This is a genomic window from Streptomyces sp. NPDC059828 (assembly GCF_042731955.1).
In the GTDB taxonomy this organism is placed as follows: domain Bacteria; phylum Actinomycetota; class Actinomycetes; order Streptomycetales; family Streptomycetaceae; genus Streptomyces.
The window spans coordinates 1-17,663 of sequence record NZ_JBHWIW010000081.1 but is presented as its reverse complement, the minus strand read 5'-3'; the positions used below and the strand labels follow the sequence as shown (position 1 = coordinate 17,663).

Annotated in this window: 16 protein-coding genes; all 16 read left to right on the top strand. The window is 72.4% G+C overall.

Annotated elements, in window-relative coordinates; translation table 11 throughout:
- Positions 1-184 precede the first annotated feature (184 nt).
- Positions 185-1,174: a LuxR C-terminal-related transcriptional regulator gene (locus ACFV6V_RS30305; RefSeq protein ID WP_385571039.1), complete on the top strand. Its 990-nt coding sequence runs from the start codon at positions 185-187 to the stop codon at positions 1,172-1,174.
- A 298-nt stretch (positions 1,175-1,472) separates the two neighbouring features.
- Complete coding sequence (locus ACFV6V_RS30300; protein ID WP_385571038.1) at positions 1,473-1,640, top strand: hypothetical protein; 168 nt, start codon at positions 1,473-1,475, stop codon at positions 1,638-1,640.
- Between the two features lie 32 nt (positions 1,641-1,672).
- Entirely contained in the window at positions 1,673-3,055 is a 1,383-nt protein-coding gene (locus ACFV6V_RS30295) for a nucleotide sugar dehydrogenase (RefSeq protein ID WP_385571037.1), read from the top strand.
- A gap of 26 nt (positions 3,056-3,081) precedes the next feature.
- A complete protein-coding gene (locus ACFV6V_RS30290; protein ID WP_385571036.1) occupies positions 3,082-6,264 on the top strand; it encodes an amino acid adenylation domain-containing protein in 3,183 nt (1,060 codons plus the stop codon).
- Positions 6,261-7,115: a polysaccharide deacetylase family protein gene (locus ACFV6V_RS30285; RefSeq protein WP_385571035.1), complete on the top strand. Its 855-nt coding sequence runs from the start codon at positions 6,261-6,263 to the stop codon at positions 7,113-7,115. Before ACFV6V_RS30290 ends, ACFV6V_RS30285 begins: the two co-directional genes overlap by 4 nt.
- The gene (locus tag ACFV6V_RS30280; RefSeq protein ID WP_385571034.1) at positions 7,108-8,448 is read left to right on the top strand and encodes an MFS transporter; all 1,341 of its coding nucleotides are present in this window, start codon (positions 7,108-7,110) and stop codon (positions 8,446-8,448) included. The genes ACFV6V_RS30285 and ACFV6V_RS30280 overlap by 8 nt, the downstream gene beginning before the upstream one ends.
- Positions 8,449-8,475: 27 nt before the next feature.
- Entirely contained in the window at positions 8,476-9,768 is a 1,293-nt protein-coding gene (locus ACFV6V_RS30275) for an ATP-grasp domain-containing protein (RefSeq protein ID WP_385571033.1), read from the top strand.
- A gap of 148 nt (positions 9,769-9,916) precedes the next feature.
- Entirely contained in the window at positions 9,917-10,309 is a 393-nt protein-coding gene (locus ACFV6V_RS30270) for a glyoxalase (RefSeq protein WP_385571032.1), read from the top strand.
- Positions 10,310-10,386: 77 nt separating this feature from the next.
- Positions 10,387-11,970 carry an Ldh family oxidoreductase gene (locus tag ACFV6V_RS30265; RefSeq protein WP_385571031.1) on the top strand — a complete coding sequence of 528 codons (1,584 nt, stop codon included), beginning with the start codon at positions 10,387-10,389 and terminating at the stop codon, positions 11,968-11,970.
- Positions 11,967-12,902 (top strand): Gfo/Idh/MocA family protein, encoded by a 936-nt coding sequence (locus ACFV6V_RS30260; protein ID WP_385571030.1) that lies wholly within the window; start codon positions 11,967-11,969, stop codon positions 12,900-12,902. The genes ACFV6V_RS30265 and ACFV6V_RS30260 overlap by 4 nt, the downstream gene beginning before the upstream one ends.
- On the top strand, positions 12,899-13,675 hold the full coding sequence (locus ACFV6V_RS30255; protein WP_385571029.1) for a hypothetical protein: 777 nt from the start codon (positions 12,899-12,901) through the stop codon (positions 13,673-13,675). The genes ACFV6V_RS30260 and ACFV6V_RS30255 overlap by 4 nt, the downstream gene beginning before the upstream one ends.
- Positions 13,672-14,574 carry a sugar phosphate isomerase/epimerase family protein gene (locus tag ACFV6V_RS30250; protein ID WP_385571028.1) on the top strand — a complete coding sequence of 301 codons (903 nt, stop codon included), beginning with the start codon at positions 13,672-13,674 and terminating at the stop codon, positions 14,572-14,574. The genes ACFV6V_RS30255 and ACFV6V_RS30250 overlap by 4 nt, the downstream gene beginning before the upstream one ends.
- On the top strand, positions 14,571-15,410 hold the full coding sequence (locus tag ACFV6V_RS30245; protein WP_385571027.1) for a sulfotransferase: 840 nt from the start codon (positions 14,571-14,573) through the stop codon (positions 15,408-15,410). Before ACFV6V_RS30250 ends, ACFV6V_RS30245 begins: the two co-directional genes overlap by 4 nt.
- A 5-nt stretch (positions 15,411-15,415) precedes the next feature.
- Positions 15,416-16,717 (top strand): ATP-grasp domain-containing protein, encoded by a 1,302-nt coding sequence (locus ACFV6V_RS30240; protein WP_385571026.1) that lies wholly within the window; start codon positions 15,416-15,418, stop codon positions 16,715-16,717.
- Between the two features lie 32 nt (positions 16,718-16,749).
- The gene (locus ACFV6V_RS30235; protein ID WP_385571025.1) at positions 16,750-17,565 is read left to right on the top strand and encodes a glycosyltransferase family 2 protein; all 816 of its coding nucleotides are present in this window, start codon (positions 16,750-16,752) and stop codon (positions 17,563-17,565) included.
- A 3-nt stretch (positions 17,566-17,568) separates the two neighbouring features.
- Positions 17,569-17,663: adenylyl-sulfate kinase (locus ACFV6V_RS30230; protein WP_385571040.1), on the top strand; the 95-nt coding region annotated here is incomplete at its 3' end.

Here is a 17,663-nt window from a genome sequence, read left to right as displayed (position 1 = left end):
TCGCCACACCGTGTGGCGACCCCCGTCCACGCGCTCGGTCCACGATCCTCCCGACTGGCAGGAAGACCGCGGTATCGCATCGCGGCCGTCGCCCCCATCTGCGAATATGTCCTGCCGTTGGTGGCTGCCCATGGGCAGTCTTCCCGGTCAGCGCGGGGCTGCCCGGGGGAGGGGGGACGTATCTGTGGGGGCGAACGATGAGGCACGCAGACAGGTCTACGGGCTGATCTCCCGGAATCCCGGGTGGTCGCTCGAGGAGGTCGCGGCGCAGGCGCGCTGCTCACGTGCCGAAGCCGAGCAACTGTGCGACGAGCTCAGCGTCCTGGGCCTGCTGACGCCCGCGTCCGACTCGCTCAGCGGCTATCTGACCGTGGCTCCGGAAGCGGCTCTGACGAGGCTGTTCTCGGCGGAGGAGCGGCAGACCGCCGCCCATACCCAGCTCGTGTCCAGGATCCGGGAGTCGATCTCGACGCTGGCGCGTGACTACCACCTGCTGTCGGAGGAGCGGCGCGAGTCGGTCGAGGTGCAGATCCTGCCGAACCCGGCCCTGGTGAACGCCTTCCTGGAGGACGCGGGCAGCACGGCCCGCGACCGTATGCGGTCGATGCATCCGGGTGGGCCGCCGCCCGAGGAGCTGATCGACGACATGCTGCTGCGGGACAAGGAGATGGAGAGCCGCGGGGTCCGGGTCGAGGCGCTCTATCTGCGCCGGACCGCGGAGGTTCCCTACATGGCCGGGTATCTGGCGGACGCGGTGCGCCCGGGCAGGGAGGCCCGTACGGCCGACTATCTGCCGCTTCGCATGCTCTTGTTCGACGACGACGTGGCGGTGCTGCCCGTCGACCCCGAGGACAGCGGGCAGGGGGCCCTCGTGGTCCACGGGCAGGCGCTCGTCCGGTCGTTGCACGCGCTGTACGACTACTGCTGGCACGGTGCCACGCCCTCGCACCATCCCGCGCAGGCGGCCCAGGCGGTCGATCTGGTGCTGGACGGTCAGGAGCTCGTCATCGTGCGCATGCTCGCGGACGGGGTCAAGGACGAGGTGATCGCCCGTCGGCTCGGGATCTCGTCGCGCACGCTCAGCAGGTCCATCTCCGGGCTGATGGAGCGGCTGGGCGCACAGACGCGCTTCCAGACGGCGTTGCGTATCGCCGAGTCGGGGCTGCTGAACTGACGGCCTTCCGCGTCCCGTTGGAGGCGGGTCACCGGACCACAGGGTTCCGGTGACCCGCCTCTTTGCGTTTCCGCTGGTGGGGCTGGGCGACCTGACCTCCCCTTTGCCTCCGGTCTCATATCGTGAGACGTCGGGGAGGGTTGGCACGTGTCCGCCATGTCAGGTCGACGCCGCTCCAATCCCTTGATCAGGTACGGCGCAGGCGAGCAGCATGAACATGCGAGCCCGGCCGGACGGCAGCCGCCCAGAGGCCGAAGCGATCACCTCGCACCTTTCATCAACATCACGGGGGATATCCATGTCTGCGATCACGCGCGCCTTCATCTGTGCCGCCTCGCTCGCCCTTGCCCTGGCCTGTGCCGGGCCGGTCCTCGGGGCGGACGCCGCGACCGCTGCCCACGGCCGGGCCCTGGATTCCCTCACCACGGCGCCCTCGGTCCAGCAGAGCGACAACGGCTGGTGGTAGGCGGCCCCGTGCCGAGGTGCCGTCCCGCCCCCATGCCCGCCCGTCCCGCCCAGGAGCACCAGATGGATGTCATCGCCGCCGCGCCGCCCGAAGGTCCGGGCACGGCTGTCGCCGACCGTACGCGCAGTCTCTCCCGCACCGTCGACGTCGCGGTCGTCGGTATCGGATACGCAGGTCTTCCGCTGGCCGTGGCCGCCGCGACGGCCGGCTACCGCACCCGTGGACTCGACCTCAGCGACTTCCTGGTGGCGCAGGTCAACATCGGCCGGCCGCCCGTCGACACGGTGACCGGAGCCGAACTCGACGCGGTCGCCGGGCTGCTGGACGCGACGACCGACCCCGCGTTCCTGCGTGACTGCTCGATCGTCGCGCTGTGCGTGCCCACACCGGTGGACGCCCACGGTGTGCCGGACCTCGAACCTCTGCTGACCGCCGCGCGTACGGTCCGCCACCACCTCTCACCCGGCCAGCTGATCATCGTCGAGTCGACCACCTACCCCGGCACCACCGAGGGCGTGGTCCGCGACATCCTGGAGGAGTCCGGCATGGTCGCGGGCCGGGACTTCGGCCTCGCGTTCTCCCCGGAACGGGTCGACCCCGGTAACACGCGGTTCGGCTTCCACAACACCCCCAAGGTCGTCGGGGGCCTGACCGCCGAATGCGCCGCCCGGGCGGCCGAGTTCTACGGAAGGCTGACGCAACGGGTGCATGTCACCCGCTCCCCCCGCGAGGCCGAGGCGGCGAAGATCCTGGAGAACACCTACCGCCAGGTGAACCTCGCGCTGATCAACGAGTTCGCACAGATCTGCCACCGCCTCGACGTCGATGTGTGGGACACCATCGAGGCCGCCGCCACCAAGCCGTTCGGCTTCACACCCTTCCGCCCCGGCGCGGGGGTCGGCGGCCACTGCATCCCTGTCGACCCGCTGTACCTGGTCCATCGCGCGACCCAGGCGGGTGTGCCCTTCCGCATGGCCGAACAGGCCCAGCGCATCAACGACTCGATGCCCGTGTGGGTCGCCTCCCGCGCCCGGGAGCTGCTGACCCGCGACGGCATCCCGGTACGCGGGGCGCGGATCCTGCTCCTCGGCGTCACCTACAAACCGGACATCGCGGACACCCGCCACTCTCCCGCCGAACCGCTCGCGGCCGAACTCCTGGGCGCCGGAGCCGAGGTCGCCTTCCACGACCCGTACGTGGAGGCCTTCTCCGTACGGGGCCGTCAGCTCGCCCCGACCCGTGATCTGCGGGCCGCCCTCGCCGCGGCCGACCTGACCATCGTCGTCCAGCACCACAGCGTGTACCGCGAGGAGCTGCTCGCGGAGGCACGGCTGGTCCTCGATCCCAGCGGTCCCAGCACCACCAAGCCCACGATCACCAAGCCCGCCACCGCCACGGAGGGCCGACAGGCATGACGGCCCTCCGCCCCACCGCCGCACCCATGACCACCACACGCCTTCCCGCCGTGGCCGCGCTCGTACACGCCCGCGTCGTCACCGCACCCACCGCCGTCGCACTGCGCACCCCCCGGTCCACCGTGACCTACGCGGAGCTGTGGGAGCGCGCGATCGACACCGCCCGCGAGCTCGACCGGACGGGTGTGCACCCCGGGGACATCGTCGCGATACGGCTGCCGGCCGGGCCGGATGCGATCACCGCCATGCTCGGCACCTGGCTGGCAGGAGCCGCGTTCCTGCCCATCGACACCGCGACCCCCGACGAGCGCCGCGGCTACCTGCTGCGGCACTCCGGTGCCGTCGCCACGATCGATGCCGGGACCGGCCCCACCCTGCACGGCACCGCTTCCCCGTCCGCTTCGGGCAGTGGGCCACGCCCGGAAGTGCCGGCACCGGGAGCGGACACGGAGGCCCCCACCGGCGACGCGGAAGCCCCCGCCTGTGACGCGGAAGCCCCCGCCTATGTCGTCTACACCTCCGGCTCCACCGGCACCCCCAAGGGCGTTCTGATCGGGCACGAGCAGCTCGCCGGGCATGTCACCGCCGCAGGGGCTCTTTTCGAACTGACCTCCGACGACACGGTGTTGCAGTTCGCGAGCATCGGATTCGACGTCGCCCAGGAGGAGATCTGGCCCACCCTGGCAGCGGGGGGCACGCTGGCCTTCCACGGCGGCGGCGTTCCCGACACCGGGGCGCTGGCCACCGTCGCCGAGCAGCTGGACGTCACCGTGCTCCAACTGCCCACCGCCTACTGGAGGATGGTCTGCACCGAGCTCGACGGTGCGACCGGCCCGTCCTTCGCGGGCGTGCGCACCGTCGTCATCGGCAGTGAGAACGCCACCACGGACGACGCCAGGACCCACCGGCGCACCCCCCTCAGGCACACCACCCTGGTCAACGGCTACGGGCCGACCGAGACCGTGATCACGGCAAGCGCCCTGGTGCTGCCCCCGCACGCACCCGTACCCGGCACGGCCGGACTTCCCATCGGCGGCCCGGTCGGAGAGCGCCTGCTCCACGTACTGGACGACAACCGGAAGCCGGTCGCCGCGGGCGAGAGCGGCGAACTGTGGATCGGCGGACCGCTGCTCGCCGCCGGGTACCTCCACGACCGTGCGCGTACGGGGGAACGCTTCGCCGCCGACCCCTTCGCCGCCGATCCCGCCGCGCGGATGTACCGGACCGGTGACATCGTGCTCCGCCACCCTGACGGCGACCTGGAGTTCCTGGGCCGGGCCGACAACCAGGTCAAGGTACGCGGCCACCGCATCGAACTCGACGAGGTCGACCGCCATCTGCTCACCGCCCCCGGGGTGACCACGGCGGTCGCCTTCACCCTGGACGACGGCGACGGCAGACGACTGCTGGCCGCCGCACTCGGCCGTACCGCCGACGGGCCCGATCCGCAGGCCGTGCGCGCCCACCTGCGGGAACGGGTGCCCGCCTATCTGATTCCCGGCCGTATCGCCGTGCTCGACCGGCTGCCGCTGACCACCTCCGGGAAGACCGACCGGCGCGCCGCCGCCTCCGAGACCGCCGCTGTCCTCGCCGCCACGGCCGGGACACCGGAGGACGACCGCGCACTCCCGCCCCTCGACGCCGTCGTAAGGATGCTGCGCGGTCTGCTCCAGGACCCCGGCCTCGGCCCGGACGACGACTTCCTCGCCCGTGGCGGGGACTCCCTGATGGCCATGCGGGTCTGCGCCAGGATGCGCTCCCTGGGGGTGCCCATGCGGCCCGCCGATCTGCTCACCGGCCGCACCGCCCGTACCGCCGTCGCCCGCGCCGGGGAACGCTCTGCGCCCCTGCCGGACTCGGGCGCCGAACCGGCCGGTCCGCTCGATCTGCTGCCCGCGCAACAGCGTTGGCTGTACGACGGCGAGAGCGGCGGCGGTGACATCGAGTTTCCCGAGCGGGACCACTTCTGTCTCAACGCGCTCTTCACCACCCGACCCGCCCTGGGAGCGGACCGGCTGCGCGGGATCGCCGAGAGCCTGCTGCTGCGGCACCCCGCGCTCCGCACGGTCCTGCACGCCGACGGCACGGCCGCGCTGGCCGAGCCCGACGCGGACGCGGCGGTCCGTGTCGTCGACCTCAGCGGTGTCCCCGCCGAGCGGCGCACCGCGCGCCTGGAAGAGGAACTGGCAGCCGCCCAGCGATCCATGTCACTCGCCGACGGCATGGCGTTCCGCCTGCTGTTCGCGGAGCTCGGCGACGGGACGGCCCGCCTCCTGATGACCGTGCACCACTTCGTGCTCGACGGCGTCTCCATGGGGCTCCTCGTCGACGATCTCGAAGCACTGCTCGCAGGCGACGCCACCCAGCCCCCGGCCACCGGGCCGCGCGCCGTCGGCACGGCGATGCGGACCTGGCTGGACAGCCCCGAGGCCCGCGAGGACGCCGCCGAATGGGCCGCACGCACCCGGGACTTCGCGGTCCTGCGACCCGAACGCCAGGGTGACGACCGGCTGCCCAGCCTGCGCACCCACCGGTTCCGGCTGTCCTCGGACGCCACCCGGCTGGTCACGCACACCCTCCCGGCCCTCGGCATCGCCCCGCACGACTTCGCGCTCGGCGCCCTGGTGGGCGGGCTCGCGCTGTGGACCGGCCATCCCGTCCACGGTGTGGACGTGTACGCGCACAGCCGGGACGTATCCGTCGGAGACCTCGACCTGTCCCGCACCGTCGGCTACGTCCAGAGCACCTTTCCCGCCGTGCTGCGCTGGGAGGGCTACGGCCTCGCCGCCCTGCGCACGGCCCTGGAGCCGCTGTCCGCACTGCCGGAGCGGCGGTACGGATTCGACGCGCTCCGGTACGCCTCGCCCGTCGCGGCCGAGCGCGGCGCACTGCGCGCCTGCCCCCGGCCCACCGTCCGGCTGAACTTCCGCGGCCACCTGCTGCGGCTGGAACAACGGGCTCCCGGCGCCGTGCTCCGCCCCGCCGACGAGAGCTTCGGCGCACACCGCTCGCCGCTCCAGCGGGAGCGCTACCTGCTGATGGCGGAGGGCGACATCGTCGACGGAGAGCTGGAGATGAGCCTCAAGTACTCCACCGGCCACTGGAGCGACGCAGGGATCGAGGAGCTGGCCCACGCGATCGAACGGGTCATGTCCGGCGTGCTGTCCGGGCCGGACGCCCCGCAGGACACGACGGGAGACGCCCGGTGAACGCATCCACGGCCCCGAACACGGCCCCGTACATCACGGGCATACCCGACGAGCACCAGCCCGCCGCCGGCAGTGCCCCCGGCTGGCCGCTCGTGCTCTACTTCCACCACGTCCACCCGGACCTCCGCCACTACACCGCGCTCACCCCCCGGGACTTCGAACACGGCCTGGAGCGTGTGCTCGAGGACTTCGACCCGTACGAGCCGTCAGGGCTGGTGGCCGGGGACACCCCGCACCGGCCGGACCGTCCCACCGTGCTGATCACCTTCGACGACGGCTACCGCGACAACGTCACCCACGCGGCGCCGATACTGGAACGGCTCGGCGTACGCGCGGTGTTCTTCGTCTGCACCGGCCTGCTGGGCCGGCGCAGCGAGCGGCCCCGCCAGGACCACCTCACCTACGAGGAGTGCGACCGGCTGGCGGCCGACGGCCATCTGATCGCCGCGCACACCCGGACCCACCCCCATCTCGACCTGGCACCGGCGGACCAGGTTCGCGAGGAGACCCTCGGGTCGCTCGCCGACATCAAGGCCCGGTACGGGCCGGGCCCGGCGCGCCTGTTCGCCTACCCCTACGGGGGAGTCCCCGGCACGGCGGACCTGCTGGCGGACGATGTGCTGGCCTTCGGCACGGTCCGCTCCGCCGCCGAGCCCTGGACGGCCGGACCGCACACGATCCGGCGCACCTACCTTCCCTCCGGGTCGGTCCCCGCCTGGGGCGGGCTGGTGGACCACTGGCGGGCCCAGTGGACCGGGACCACGCCCGCCCGTGCGGCCACCGCGCCGCCCGCCCGCGCAGCCACCGCGCCGTCTGCGCCCGGAAGCCCCGATGGAGAAACCCATGACTGAACACACCACCTGGCGACACCGGTTCACCGGGGCACTGCCCGCCACCCGGGAGTCACGGATCATCGCGCTGAACGCGCTGATCGGCTCCTTGGGAACCGGCATGTTCCTGGCGGGCTCAGCCCTCTACTTCACCCGCTTCGGAGGGCTGACGGAGACGCAGCTCGGTGTGGGACTGGCGCTCGCGGGCATCGTGGGACTCGCGACCACCGTGCCCATGGGCCGGCTCGCCGACCGCTTCGGCCCGCGCAACGTCCTGCTCGTCGTCGTCCTGTGGCGGGCCGTCGGCTACATCGCCTACCTCGACGTCGACGGCTTCACCGAGTTCGTCGTGACGGCCTGTCTGCTGTTCGTCATGGACCGGGCGGGCCAGCCGCTCAACCAGGCCCTGGTGGGCCGGCTCATCACCGGCACGGAACGCAACCGCACCATGGGGTTCATCCGCGCCCTGCGCAACCTCGGCTTCACCGTCGGGTTCGGGATCGCCGGAATCGCGCTGACGACGGGCTCGGAGACCGCGTTCCGCTGGCTGTTCATCGGCAACGCGATCAGCTTCCTCTTCGTCTTCGCCTTCATCAGCATGCTGCCGAAGGTCGGCCCCTCCGTCCCCAAGGGCGAGGACGGGGACAAGACCTCCGCCGGTGTCGTCCCGCCGCTCCGCGACTGGCGGTTCGTGGCCGCGATGGCCGCCAACGGCGTGCTCTTCCTGCACGACGCCGTGCTCATCATGGTGCTCCCGCTGTGGGTGGCCGAGCACACCCCGTCCCCGGACTGGATGATCACCGTGCTGGTCACCACCAACACCGTCATCACCGTGCTGGGTCAGGTGAGAGTGACGAGGCACATCGACAGCCTCCCCTCAGCCGCGCGCGCCACCAACTGGTCAGCCGTACTGCTGGCGTTGGCCTGCTGTGCCTTCGCCGCGAGTGGCGTCACGGACACCGCCGGGTGGGCCGCCGTGACCCTGATGGCCGCGCTGCTGCTGCTGACGGTCGCCGAACTCCTGCACTCGGCCTCGTCGTGGGAGATCTCGTTCGCGCTCTCCCCGGAGGCGGCCCAGGGCCGCTACCTCGCCTTCTTCAACCTGGGCTTCTCGGCCGCCGAGATCGCCGGCCCGGCGGTCGTGCTGTGGCTGCTCGCCGGTACCGGCCCCGCGGGCTGGCTGATCCTCGCCGTGTGCTTCCCGCTGGCCGCCGCGCTGAGCTGGGTGGGAACCCGTCCGAGGGCGGCGGCCGTGCCGGAGCGGACGGAACCCGGGGCCGACCCCGCGGCTGTGCCGGAGCGGACCGAACCCGAGCCCGAACCCACCGCCGTGTCCACCGCGACCGGCAGCTGACCCATCCCGTACACACGGAGGAGCTCCATGTCCGACATCCCGCCTCCCCAGCATCTGCTGATCGTCAGCGGCGGACGCGATCTGCCCGACCGGGCCCGCGACGCCTGGCCCGGTCTGCGGACGACCGTCATCTGCCGGCCCGAGGTGGTGCCCAGGCTGCGCAGCCGGGAGAAGATCCAGCGGCTGATCGTCCTGCGGGAGGACGCGCCCGTCGACGAGTGGGTCGCCGCCGCCCGGTTCGTGCACAGCGTCGACCCGGTCGACCGGCTCACCAACTTCACCGAGAAGGACACCGAGAAGACCGCCGCCATCGGCATCGACCTCGACCTGCCCTGGCACAGCCCGGAAACGGTGCGGGCCGTCGCCGACAAGTGCGAGATGCGGCGCGTCCTCGCGGCGGCGGGGGTCGGTGAGACCACGGCCGAGACCGTGCACGACGCCGCGGGCGTCCTCAAGGTCGCAGAGAAGTCGGGATACCCCCTGATCTGCAAGCCGGTCCGCGGAGTCGCCAGCAAGGGCGTGACCCGGATCGACGGCCCCGCCGACATCGAGCGCGCTCTCGACTGGGGCGCCACCGGCGCGGACGACCTCGATTCCCCGGAACTGCTGGTGGAACCGTTCCTCAGCGGCGACGAGTACAGCGTCGAGAGCGTCAGCGAGGCCGGTGCGCACCTCGTGGTCGGTGTCACCCGCAAGATCTCGGAACACGACCACTTCGTGGAGGTCGGTCATGTCGTCCCTGCCCCGCTCGCGGCGGCGGACGAGCAGCGCATCGCCGCCACCGTCCGGGACATGCTCAGCGCACTCGGCGTACGCCACGGGGTCACCCACACCGAGGTGATCGTCTCCGCCGACGCCGTGCACGTGGTGGAGACCCACCTGCGCCCCGCCGGTGACGAGATCCCCGAGCTGTGGGCACGGATCAGCGGTGTCGACCTGATCGACGTGGTGGCCCGCCAGGCCGTCGGGCTCAAGGTGCTCGACGACGTACGGGCCACGCTGGAGCGCACACCGGACGGGCCGCGTGCGGCCGCCATCTGGTACGCCTGCCCGGACGCCGTCGGCGAGATCGTGGAGGTCACCGGCGAGGACGAGGCCCGTGCCCTGGAGGGCGTGGTCGACGTCGAGGTGCTGCGCGAGCCGGGTAAGCGCCTGAACGGCGTGACGGGCTCGTTCGCCCGCGGGGCGCATGTGTGCGCGGTGGGCGGCACCCAGGACGAGGCGCTGGAGCGTGCCAGGGAGGGCGTGCGGAAACTGTCGTTCACCGTACGCAGCGAGGGCATGGCCGCGCGCCACGAGGCCATCACCGCCACCGGCTGACACCACGGCAGTCCCATCCACCGACTCGCGGCAGCAGCAAGCAGCAAGCAGCAAGCAGCAAGCAGCAAGCAGCAAGCAGCAAGCAGCAAGCAACAAGCAACAAGCAGCGAGAAGTCCAGAGAAGCAGAGCGAAAGAGAGATGAAGAGCATGAGCACCGAGAACACCACCGACTACTCCTTCGGCGGTCTCCACCACGTGCAGCTCGCCATTCCCGCCGGTGCGGAGGACCTGTGCCGCCAGTTCTGGGGCGAGGTCATGGGCATGGCCGAGCTGGAGAAGCCGCCGGTGCTCGCCGCCCGCGGCGGCTGCTGGTTCCGCGGCGGCGGTCTCGAGGTCCACCTCGGTGTGGAGCAGGACTTCAGCCCCGCCCGCAAGGCGCACCCGGGCATCCTCGTCCGCTCCCTGCGCGACCTGGCCAAGCGCCTGGAGGAGTGCGGTCACGAGGTGACGTGGGACGACAACTTCCCCGGCCACGACCGCTTCTACGCCTTCGACAAGCTCGGCAACCGGCTCGAGTTCCTGGAGCCGCAGGCTTCCTGAGCGCCGCGCAGCACGGCACGGCAGAAGCACGGCACGGCACAAGCACGGCACAAGCACGGCACTTTGAGGAGTCAGTGATGACCGAAGCAGCGGGCAGGCCGCCCGCACTCCGCGTGGCGGACCTGATCGTGGCCGAGGGCCCCGAAGGTGCCGAGCGCATCCTGATCGCAGGACTGACCGTCAGCGTGGCCGCAGGCGAGATCGTCGCCGTGCACACCGACGACAGGGCGTCGGCCGATGCCCTGATCCAGGTCCTGGACGGACGGCGGCGGGCTCAGTACGGTGCCATGGCCGCGGGCGCCCACGGCCGCCCGCGGCGGGTCGCCCCGGCACGGCCGGCGGGTGTCACGGTGGTACGGGCCGGACAGGCCCTGCCCCCCGGGGGCTCCCGGCCGGTCGTGGTCGTCGACGCCACCCGGCCGGAGGCCGGCCCGTCGGGCGCGCTGTCCGCCGAGCCGGCGCACAGCGCCGCCCGCGACGGCAGTGGCGTCCTGCTGGTGACCACCGACGCGGACACCGCCGCCACCGCGGACCGTGTCGTCCACCTCAACCGCCGCCCGGAGCCCCCGGCACGGACGGATCCGGCGCAGGACGCGGTCCGGTTCTCCGCGGCGGCTCTCACCGCCGCCGCGGTCGGCTCCCTCACCTCAGCCGGAGTCGGCTCCGACCGCGCCGCACTGGTGGCGCGTGTCCTGGTCGATGCCGACGTGCGAGGCCACTTCTCGCACGGTGTCGGTCTGCTCCCGATGTATCTGGACCGCCTGGAGCGCGGTGGTATCGACCCCGAAGCCGCTCCCGAGTGGATCTCCGAGAGCGGCCCTGTCGCCGTACTCGACGCCCACGGCGGCTTCGGACAGGTCGCCGCCGAACTCGCGGCCGAGCACTGCGCACGGCAGGCGGCGGCGACGGGACTCGCGGCCGTGGCCGTGCGGGGCAACAACCACATCGGGATGCTCGCGGCCTACCGCGACCTCTTCGTCCGGCATGAGGTCGTCGGGCTGGTGCTCAACATCTCCGGGCCGAGTGTCGCCGCACCGGGTGCGGGGCGTCCCACTCTCGGGAACGACGCCGTGTGCATGGTCGTTCCGCGAGGCGACCAACGGCCGCTGGTCGTGGACTTCGCCACCGGCACCGTCGCGAGCGGGAAGATCCGGCATGCCGCACACCGCGGCGAGCCCGTGCCCGCGAGCTGGCTGGTGGACCGTCAGGGCCGGCCCACCACCGACCCGGAGGAACTGGACCGCGGCGGTGCGGTCCCCGTGTTCGGTGGTCACAAGGGGCTCGGCGTCGCCGTGATCACCGAGGTGCTGGCGGGAATCCTGGCCGGCGGAACGGTCAGCCCCCTGGTGCACAAGCAGCGTGCGGAGCCCGACCGGCCCATGGACTGCTCACAGCTCTTCCTCGCACTGTCCCCGGCGGCCTTCGGCGATCCCCCCGTGGACGAGCTGCTCACCGTGCTGTCGAACGCCGTTGCCGCCGGCTACCCCCAGGGCGCCCCGCGCGTCCATCTTCCCGAACAGCAGGAGGAGCTGGCCGAAGCGGCGGCCCTGGACGGTGGGATATCCGTCCCGTTGACCGTGGTGGAGCGCCTCGGCTGGACCGCGGACCGCACCCCCGCCGTCCCGGACCGCACCCCCGCCGTTCCGGGAGGTACCCGATGAGCGTGGGAGTGGGCATCGTCGGCTTCGGGGCCGCGGGCCGCCAGCACGCGGCCGCCCTCGGCGGGCTCGGCGCGGCCGAAGTAGTGGCCGTACTCGAACAGGACATCGCGGTCGATGTCGGCGGGCTGCCCCGGGCGGGCTCCTGGCGGGACATGCTGGCCGATCCCCGTGTCGAGCTGGTGGCGCTGTGCCTGCCGCCGGGAAGCCGGGCCGGGCTCGCCGTCCAGGCGCTGGAGCAGGGCAAGGCCGTGCTGCTCGAGAAGCCGCCTGCCGTGTCCGTGTCCGAGATCGACCTGATCGCCGCCGCCGGCCGGCGGGCCGGGCGGCCGGTCGGTGTGATGCTCCAGCACCGTATGCGCCTGCCCGCGACGGCACTTGCCGCGAACTGGGCCGATCCCGCCGTCACGGCGGTGCTGGAGGTGTCCCGGTTCAGGCCGCCGGCCCACTACCGCAGGGCGGGCTGGCGCAGCGACGCCACCTCGGCTTTCGGCGGGATCGCGGCACACCTCGGAGTGCACTACCTGGACCTCGCCTGCCAGTTGCTGGGAGATCCCGAGTCCGTGCGGCTCGCGCCGAGCAGGGCGCTCGCCCCCGGTATCGACACCCGGGTCACCGGTCATATCGAGTTCCGGGGCGGGGCCACCCTCGCCTTCACCGTCACCGCCGAGTCGTCGGTCCGTACCGAACGGCTCCAGATACTCGGCCCCGACGGAGGGCTCTGCGTCGCCGACGGCATGGTGACCACCCAGCTCGGTGACGCCGGGCAGACCCTGCCGACCGTGCCCACCGCGGAGCTGCGGCGCGCGGTCTACGAGGAGATGGCGGAAGCCGTCACGACCGGACGGCCGCCGCGTCGCTGCCATCTGGAAGGGGCGCGTGCCGTGACGGAGATCCTGGCCTCCGTCGCCCAGGACCTGGCGGTGGCCGCATGACGGCCCCGGCCACGCTGGTGGGACTCTCCTCGGGTTCGGCTCCGGACCTGGACGCCGCCCGGCTGGCCGCGCTGGCCCTGGCACTCGGTGGCAGCACCGTCGATGTGCGCGCCGGGAAGGGGCACGGCTGGGAAGGGTCGGGCGGCCTTGCCGTGCTGCGGGGCGCGGGCGCCGACGTCTGCTTCGTGGGTACGGGGGTCGTGCTGGGCGATCCCGCTCACCCGGTCGAGGCGTGCACCGCCCTGCCGTGGCTCGAACCGGGCCTTCCCGTCAAGGTGTTCGCGGCGGAGGGCTGCACGGACCACCAGCGCCTCGAACTGACTCTCGCCCAGGTGGCCGCCCTGTCCGCCCGGACCGGTGGCAGTCGCCTCGTGCTGGTCGAGACCCACCACGGGTACGCGCCGGTCCCCGAACTCGCCGAGCTGTGCCAGCGCGCCGGCACCGGAATCCTGCTCGACACCATGGGCCTCGCCCGCATCGCACCGGACCCCGTAAAGGCCGCCGCCCGGCTGGCCCCCTGGACCTCCCACGGCCAGGTGAAGGGGTTCGACTGGAGCGCCCCCGCCACCTCACGGCACCAGCCGCTCGCCTCCTGCTCCGAACCGACACGCGAGGTGCTCGCGGCCGCCGGGGCGCTGCGGGCGGTCACGGTCGAGACCAAAGCGCCCTCACTCGGGGAGGACACCGCGCTCCTCATCGACTGGTACGCGGCGGGAGCCCGCCAGGCCCCCGACTCCGACTCATCTGCTCTCATCGAGGAGACCCTCCTTTGAGACTCGCCATCATCAACGACGAGTTGTCCCAGGACATCGACACGGCCGCCGCGGAGGCGTCCCGTCAGGGCTTCGGCGGACTGGAGATCCGGTCATCCGGCGGCGTACCGCCCCACTTGATGACCGACGCCCAGCTCACCGCCGTACGCGAGGCGGTGAAGGGCCACGGGCTGCGGATCGCCGGATTCGACCCGCCCGCGCTCAAGTGCGCCCTGCCGCGCACCGACGCCGAGATCGCCCAGGTGCGCGAGCTGGTCGTGGACGCGGTCCGGCGGGCCGAACTGCTGGAAGCGCCGTTCGTCCGGATCTTCACGTTCTACCGCGAAGGCGATCCGGACCCGCGCACGGCGGCGAAGGCCGCGCGTGAGGTCCTCGACGGCGTGCCGGCCGACCGGGTCCCCCTCATCGTGGAAACGGGCATGCGCACCAACAGCCCCACCATGCGCCACACCCTCGAGTTCCTGGACGAGCTCGGAGACGACCGGCTCGGCGTCCTGTGGGATCCGGGCAACAGCGTCTTCAGCGGCTGGGATCCCGAGCCGTTCCCGCGGGACTACGAGCTCGGCCGGGAACGCATCCGGCACGTCCATGTGAAGGACCCGGTAGGCCGCACCGCGTATGTGCGCCTGGGGGACGGAGACCTGCCGTGGCCCGCGATCCTCGGCAGGCTCGCCGACGACGGGTACGAGGGCTGGGTCTCCCTGGAGACGCACTGGCGGATCGGCCGCGTGCTCACCCAGCCGCAGCGCGACGAACCCTGGGGTGAGGAGTTCACCGCGGGCGGCTTCGAAGCCAGCTCCGCGTGCATGCGGCGATTGCGCGAGATGGCCGAGGCGGTGGGCGCGGTGCCCGCAGCGGACGCCCGGCACACCGCGCGTACGGAGGAGACGGCCATATGACCACGTCGACCACATCACCGGTGATCCTGCTCGGTGCCCAGCGCTGCGGTACCACGGCCTTCGCCTACGCCATGAACCTGGCCTTCCACGACGCGGGCGGCCACTTCACGGTCAACGGCAAGCTGCCCTATCTGCTGCACCGCTGGCTGACCCGCCAGGACCTGGCCGACCGCCACCTGCGGACGGACGAGATCCTGCACGCGCTCGACCGGCGCCCACCGGACGGCGCCGGCGCCGACGGCTGGCGTGCCCGGGTCGAGAAGAGCCTGCGGAACGCCGCCCGCGAGGTCGCCGAAGGCGCCGCGGGCGACGACCCCACCGCGCTCGCCCGGCGCATCCTCGCCGAGAGCAACGAGGGCCTGACGCGCTGGGGCGACAAGTACAACGAGTACCTGCTGCACCTTCCCTGGCTCGACGCCGCACTGCCCGACGCGCGGTACGTGATGCTCGTACGCCACCCTCTCGAAGCCGCCCGGTCCATGCTGCGGTGGTCCGGTGACCGGCCGTGGCTGCCGGAGACCGAGGCAGCCGCCCTCGCCAAGTGGACCGCGTGGAACAGGCACTGGGTGGACTTCGCACCGCAGGTGCCGCAAGAGCGACGGCTGGTCGTCGAGTACCAGGCACTGTGCCGGGGCGAGGAGACCGCACGACTCGAGGAGTTCACCGGAATGGGCCTCCGCCCGTATCTGGCCGGACTCACCCCGCGTCAACCGGCCGCCGCTCCCGACACGGGCCTTCCACTGCCCACCGCCGCCGTATGGGAGGCGCTGCGGGACTCGGCCGCCGACCCCGGCACCGGCACGGTGCCCGTCCTCACCACGACCACCCAGAGGTGACCGCCTTGACCGCAACACGTGTCCTCATCCTCGGCGGCAAGGCCGGCATCATCCGCAAGGCCAGTGCTCTCGGCTTCGAGATCGTGCACATCCAGAAGCCGTCCGCCTTCGACCCGGCCGTCGTGGAGCACTGCGCCCAGCTGCTGCTGGTCGACTACCAGGACGTGCCCACCGTCACCGCACTGGTGCGCGCCCTGCACGAACAACGGCCGTTCGTCCGGGTCTTCACCCAGACCGAAGCGGCCCAGGTCGTGGCCGGACACCTCACCGAAGCCCTGGGCCTGCCCGGAAACGGCGCCCGCACCACCCGCCTGCTGCACGACAAGCCGGCCCTGCGGGCCCTGCTCAACGAGCGGGGCATCGGCCCCGTCCCCACCGTGGTCGGCCCGACGCACGACGAGTTGCGCGACTTCGTGAAGACCCACGGCGGCGCCGTGCTCAAGCCCACGATGGGCTCCGGAAGTCTCGGTGTCCGCATGATCACCTCTCCGGACGAGACGGACGCGGCGTGGGCATGGCGCCAGGAGTTCGGCCTGGGCACCTTCATGGCCGAACAGCGGCTCATCGGTGACGAGCTGAGCGTCGAGACCTTCTCGGCCGGCGGCAGGCACACCGTCGTCGCCGTCACCGGCAAGGAGACCGGCGGGGGAGCGGTCGAACTCGGCCATGTCGTCCCCGCGCCGCTGACCGACCGGGACCGCGCCGCGGTGCACGCCATGGTGCTGGACCTCCTCGACGCGGTCGGCCTCGTGGACGGCCCCGCCCACACCGAGCTGATCCTCACGGCCGACGGCCCGCGTGTAGTGGAGTCGCACAGCCGCAGGGGCGGCGACCGCATCAACGAACTCGTACGGCTCGTCCACGGCGTCGACCTGGAGGAGGCCACCTACCGTCTGGCCCAGGGCGGCGACCCGCTGCCCACGCCCGCCACCCGTGGAGCGGCCGCGATCCGCTTCCTGGTCGCCGAGCCCGGGGTGGTCACCTCGGTGGCCGGCGCCGCGGACGCCGAGTCCGCGCCGGGCGTGGTCGACGTCGACGTACAGGTCGGCCAGGGCGACACCGTGCACGAGCTGCGCTGGTCGGAGGACCGCTGCGGCTATGTGGTGGCGCGCGCAGAGGACGCGGCGACCGCGGTTCGGCTCGCGGCCGAGGCCGCCGCCCGCATCACCATCACCACCGAGCCCGCCACCGGCGGCGCCGAAGCCGCCAGAGCCACCCTCGGCGACCTCCTGGAAGAGGTGGACGAGGTGCTGGACCCGTTCGCCGCCGCGACGACCACCCCCGCGGCCGCGACCAGGACGCGATGAGCCATGGACAAACGCCCGCAAGGAGTACGGCAGTGAGTACGACACACAACACCAAGACGGTCTCCGCGGTGGTCGCCACCCGCAACCGGCCTTCGGACATCCGCCAGCTGCTGAGCGCGATCGCGGCCTACGACAGCGGCGTCGTCCAGGAGGTCCTGCTCGTCGACGACGCCTCCGACACCCCCCTCAGCACCGGCGACAGCGAATACCCCTTCCCCGTCCGGGTGCTCCGCAACGCGACCCGGTGCGGGGCTGCGGCCAGCCGCAATCTGGCGGCCAAGGAGGCGACCGGCGATGTGCTGGCCTTCCTGGACGACGACGCCCGCCCCCTGCCGGACTGGTTCCAGGTGCTCGACACCGCGCTGACCGGTGAACGTGCCGCGATCACCGGGCGGGTGCTGCCGTTCGACAGCAGCGTGGTGGCGCGCGCCCGCCAGTACCGGTACGAGGTGCGGTACGCCAAGCACGCGGCATACAGCCCGGTGACCTTCTTCGCGGGCGGCAACTCGGCCGTCTGGACCGAGCACTTCCTCAACGCCGGGGGCTTCCCGGACATCGTCACCGCGAGCGACAACGGGCTGGTGGAGCGGCTCGCGGAGTCGGGCGGCCAGGTCTGCTTCGTGCCCGCGCTCAGGGTGGCGCACCGCAACAGCAAGGGTGCCGGTATCGCCTTCCGCGAGGCCTGGCGGGCGGGCCGGCTGGCACCGCGCATCACGCCCGTGGCGGCGCTCCGCCGCTTCGCCGACACCGCGCGGATCCAGCCCTGGTCGGACGACCCGGCCGCGGCCGGCCTGAATCTCGGTCTCCAGGCGGCCAATTCCCTGGCCACGGCGCTTCCGGCGGTCTGAGCGGTGACTGGGGCCACCATCTGGCTGACCGGGTTGCCGAGTGCGGGCAAGACGACGATCGCGTATGCGCTGGCGGGCAGGCTGCGGGCCGAGGGGCA

What these genes read in the sequence shown, in the direction of transcription:
- ACFV6V_RS30265 (WP_385571031.1), top strand. Translation starts at nt 10,387, where the DNA reads ATGACCGAAGCAGCGGGCAGGCCGCCCGCACTCCGCGTGGCGGACCTG.
- ACFV6V_RS30295 (WP_385571037.1), top strand. Translation starts at nt 1,673, where the DNA reads ATGCCCGCCCGTCCCGCCCAGGAGCACCAGATGGATGTCATCGCCGCC.
- ACFV6V_RS30245 (WP_385571027.1), top strand. Translation starts at nt 14,571, where the DNA reads ATGACCACGTCGACCACATCACCGGTGATCCTGCTCGGTGCCCAGCGC.
- ACFV6V_RS30255 (WP_385571029.1), top strand. Translation starts at nt 12,899, where the DNA reads ATGACGGCCCCGGCCACGCTGGTGGGACTCTCCTCGGGTTCGGCTCCG.
- ACFV6V_RS30275 (WP_385571033.1), top strand. Translation starts at nt 8,476, where the DNA reads ATGTCCGACATCCCGCCTCCCCAGCATCTGCTGATCGTCAGCGGCGGA.
- ACFV6V_RS30270 (WP_385571032.1), top strand. Translation starts at nt 9,917, where the DNA reads ATGAGCACCGAGAACACCACCGACTACTCCTTCGGCGGTCTCCACCAC.
- ACFV6V_RS30280 (WP_385571034.1), top strand. Translation starts at nt 7,108, where the DNA reads ATGACTGAACACACCACCTGGCGACACCGGTTCACCGGGGCACTGCCC.
- ACFV6V_RS30290 (WP_385571036.1), top strand. Translation starts at nt 3,082, where the DNA reads ATGACCACCACACGCCTTCCCGCCGTGGCCGCGCTCGTACACGCCCGC.
- ACFV6V_RS30300 (WP_385571038.1), top strand. Translation starts at nt 1,473, where the DNA reads ATGTCTGCGATCACGCGCGCCTTCATCTGTGCCGCCTCGCTCGCCCTT.
- ACFV6V_RS30260 (WP_385571030.1), top strand. Translation starts at nt 11,967, where the DNA reads ATGAGCGTGGGAGTGGGCATCGTCGGCTTCGGGGCCGCGGGCCGCCAG.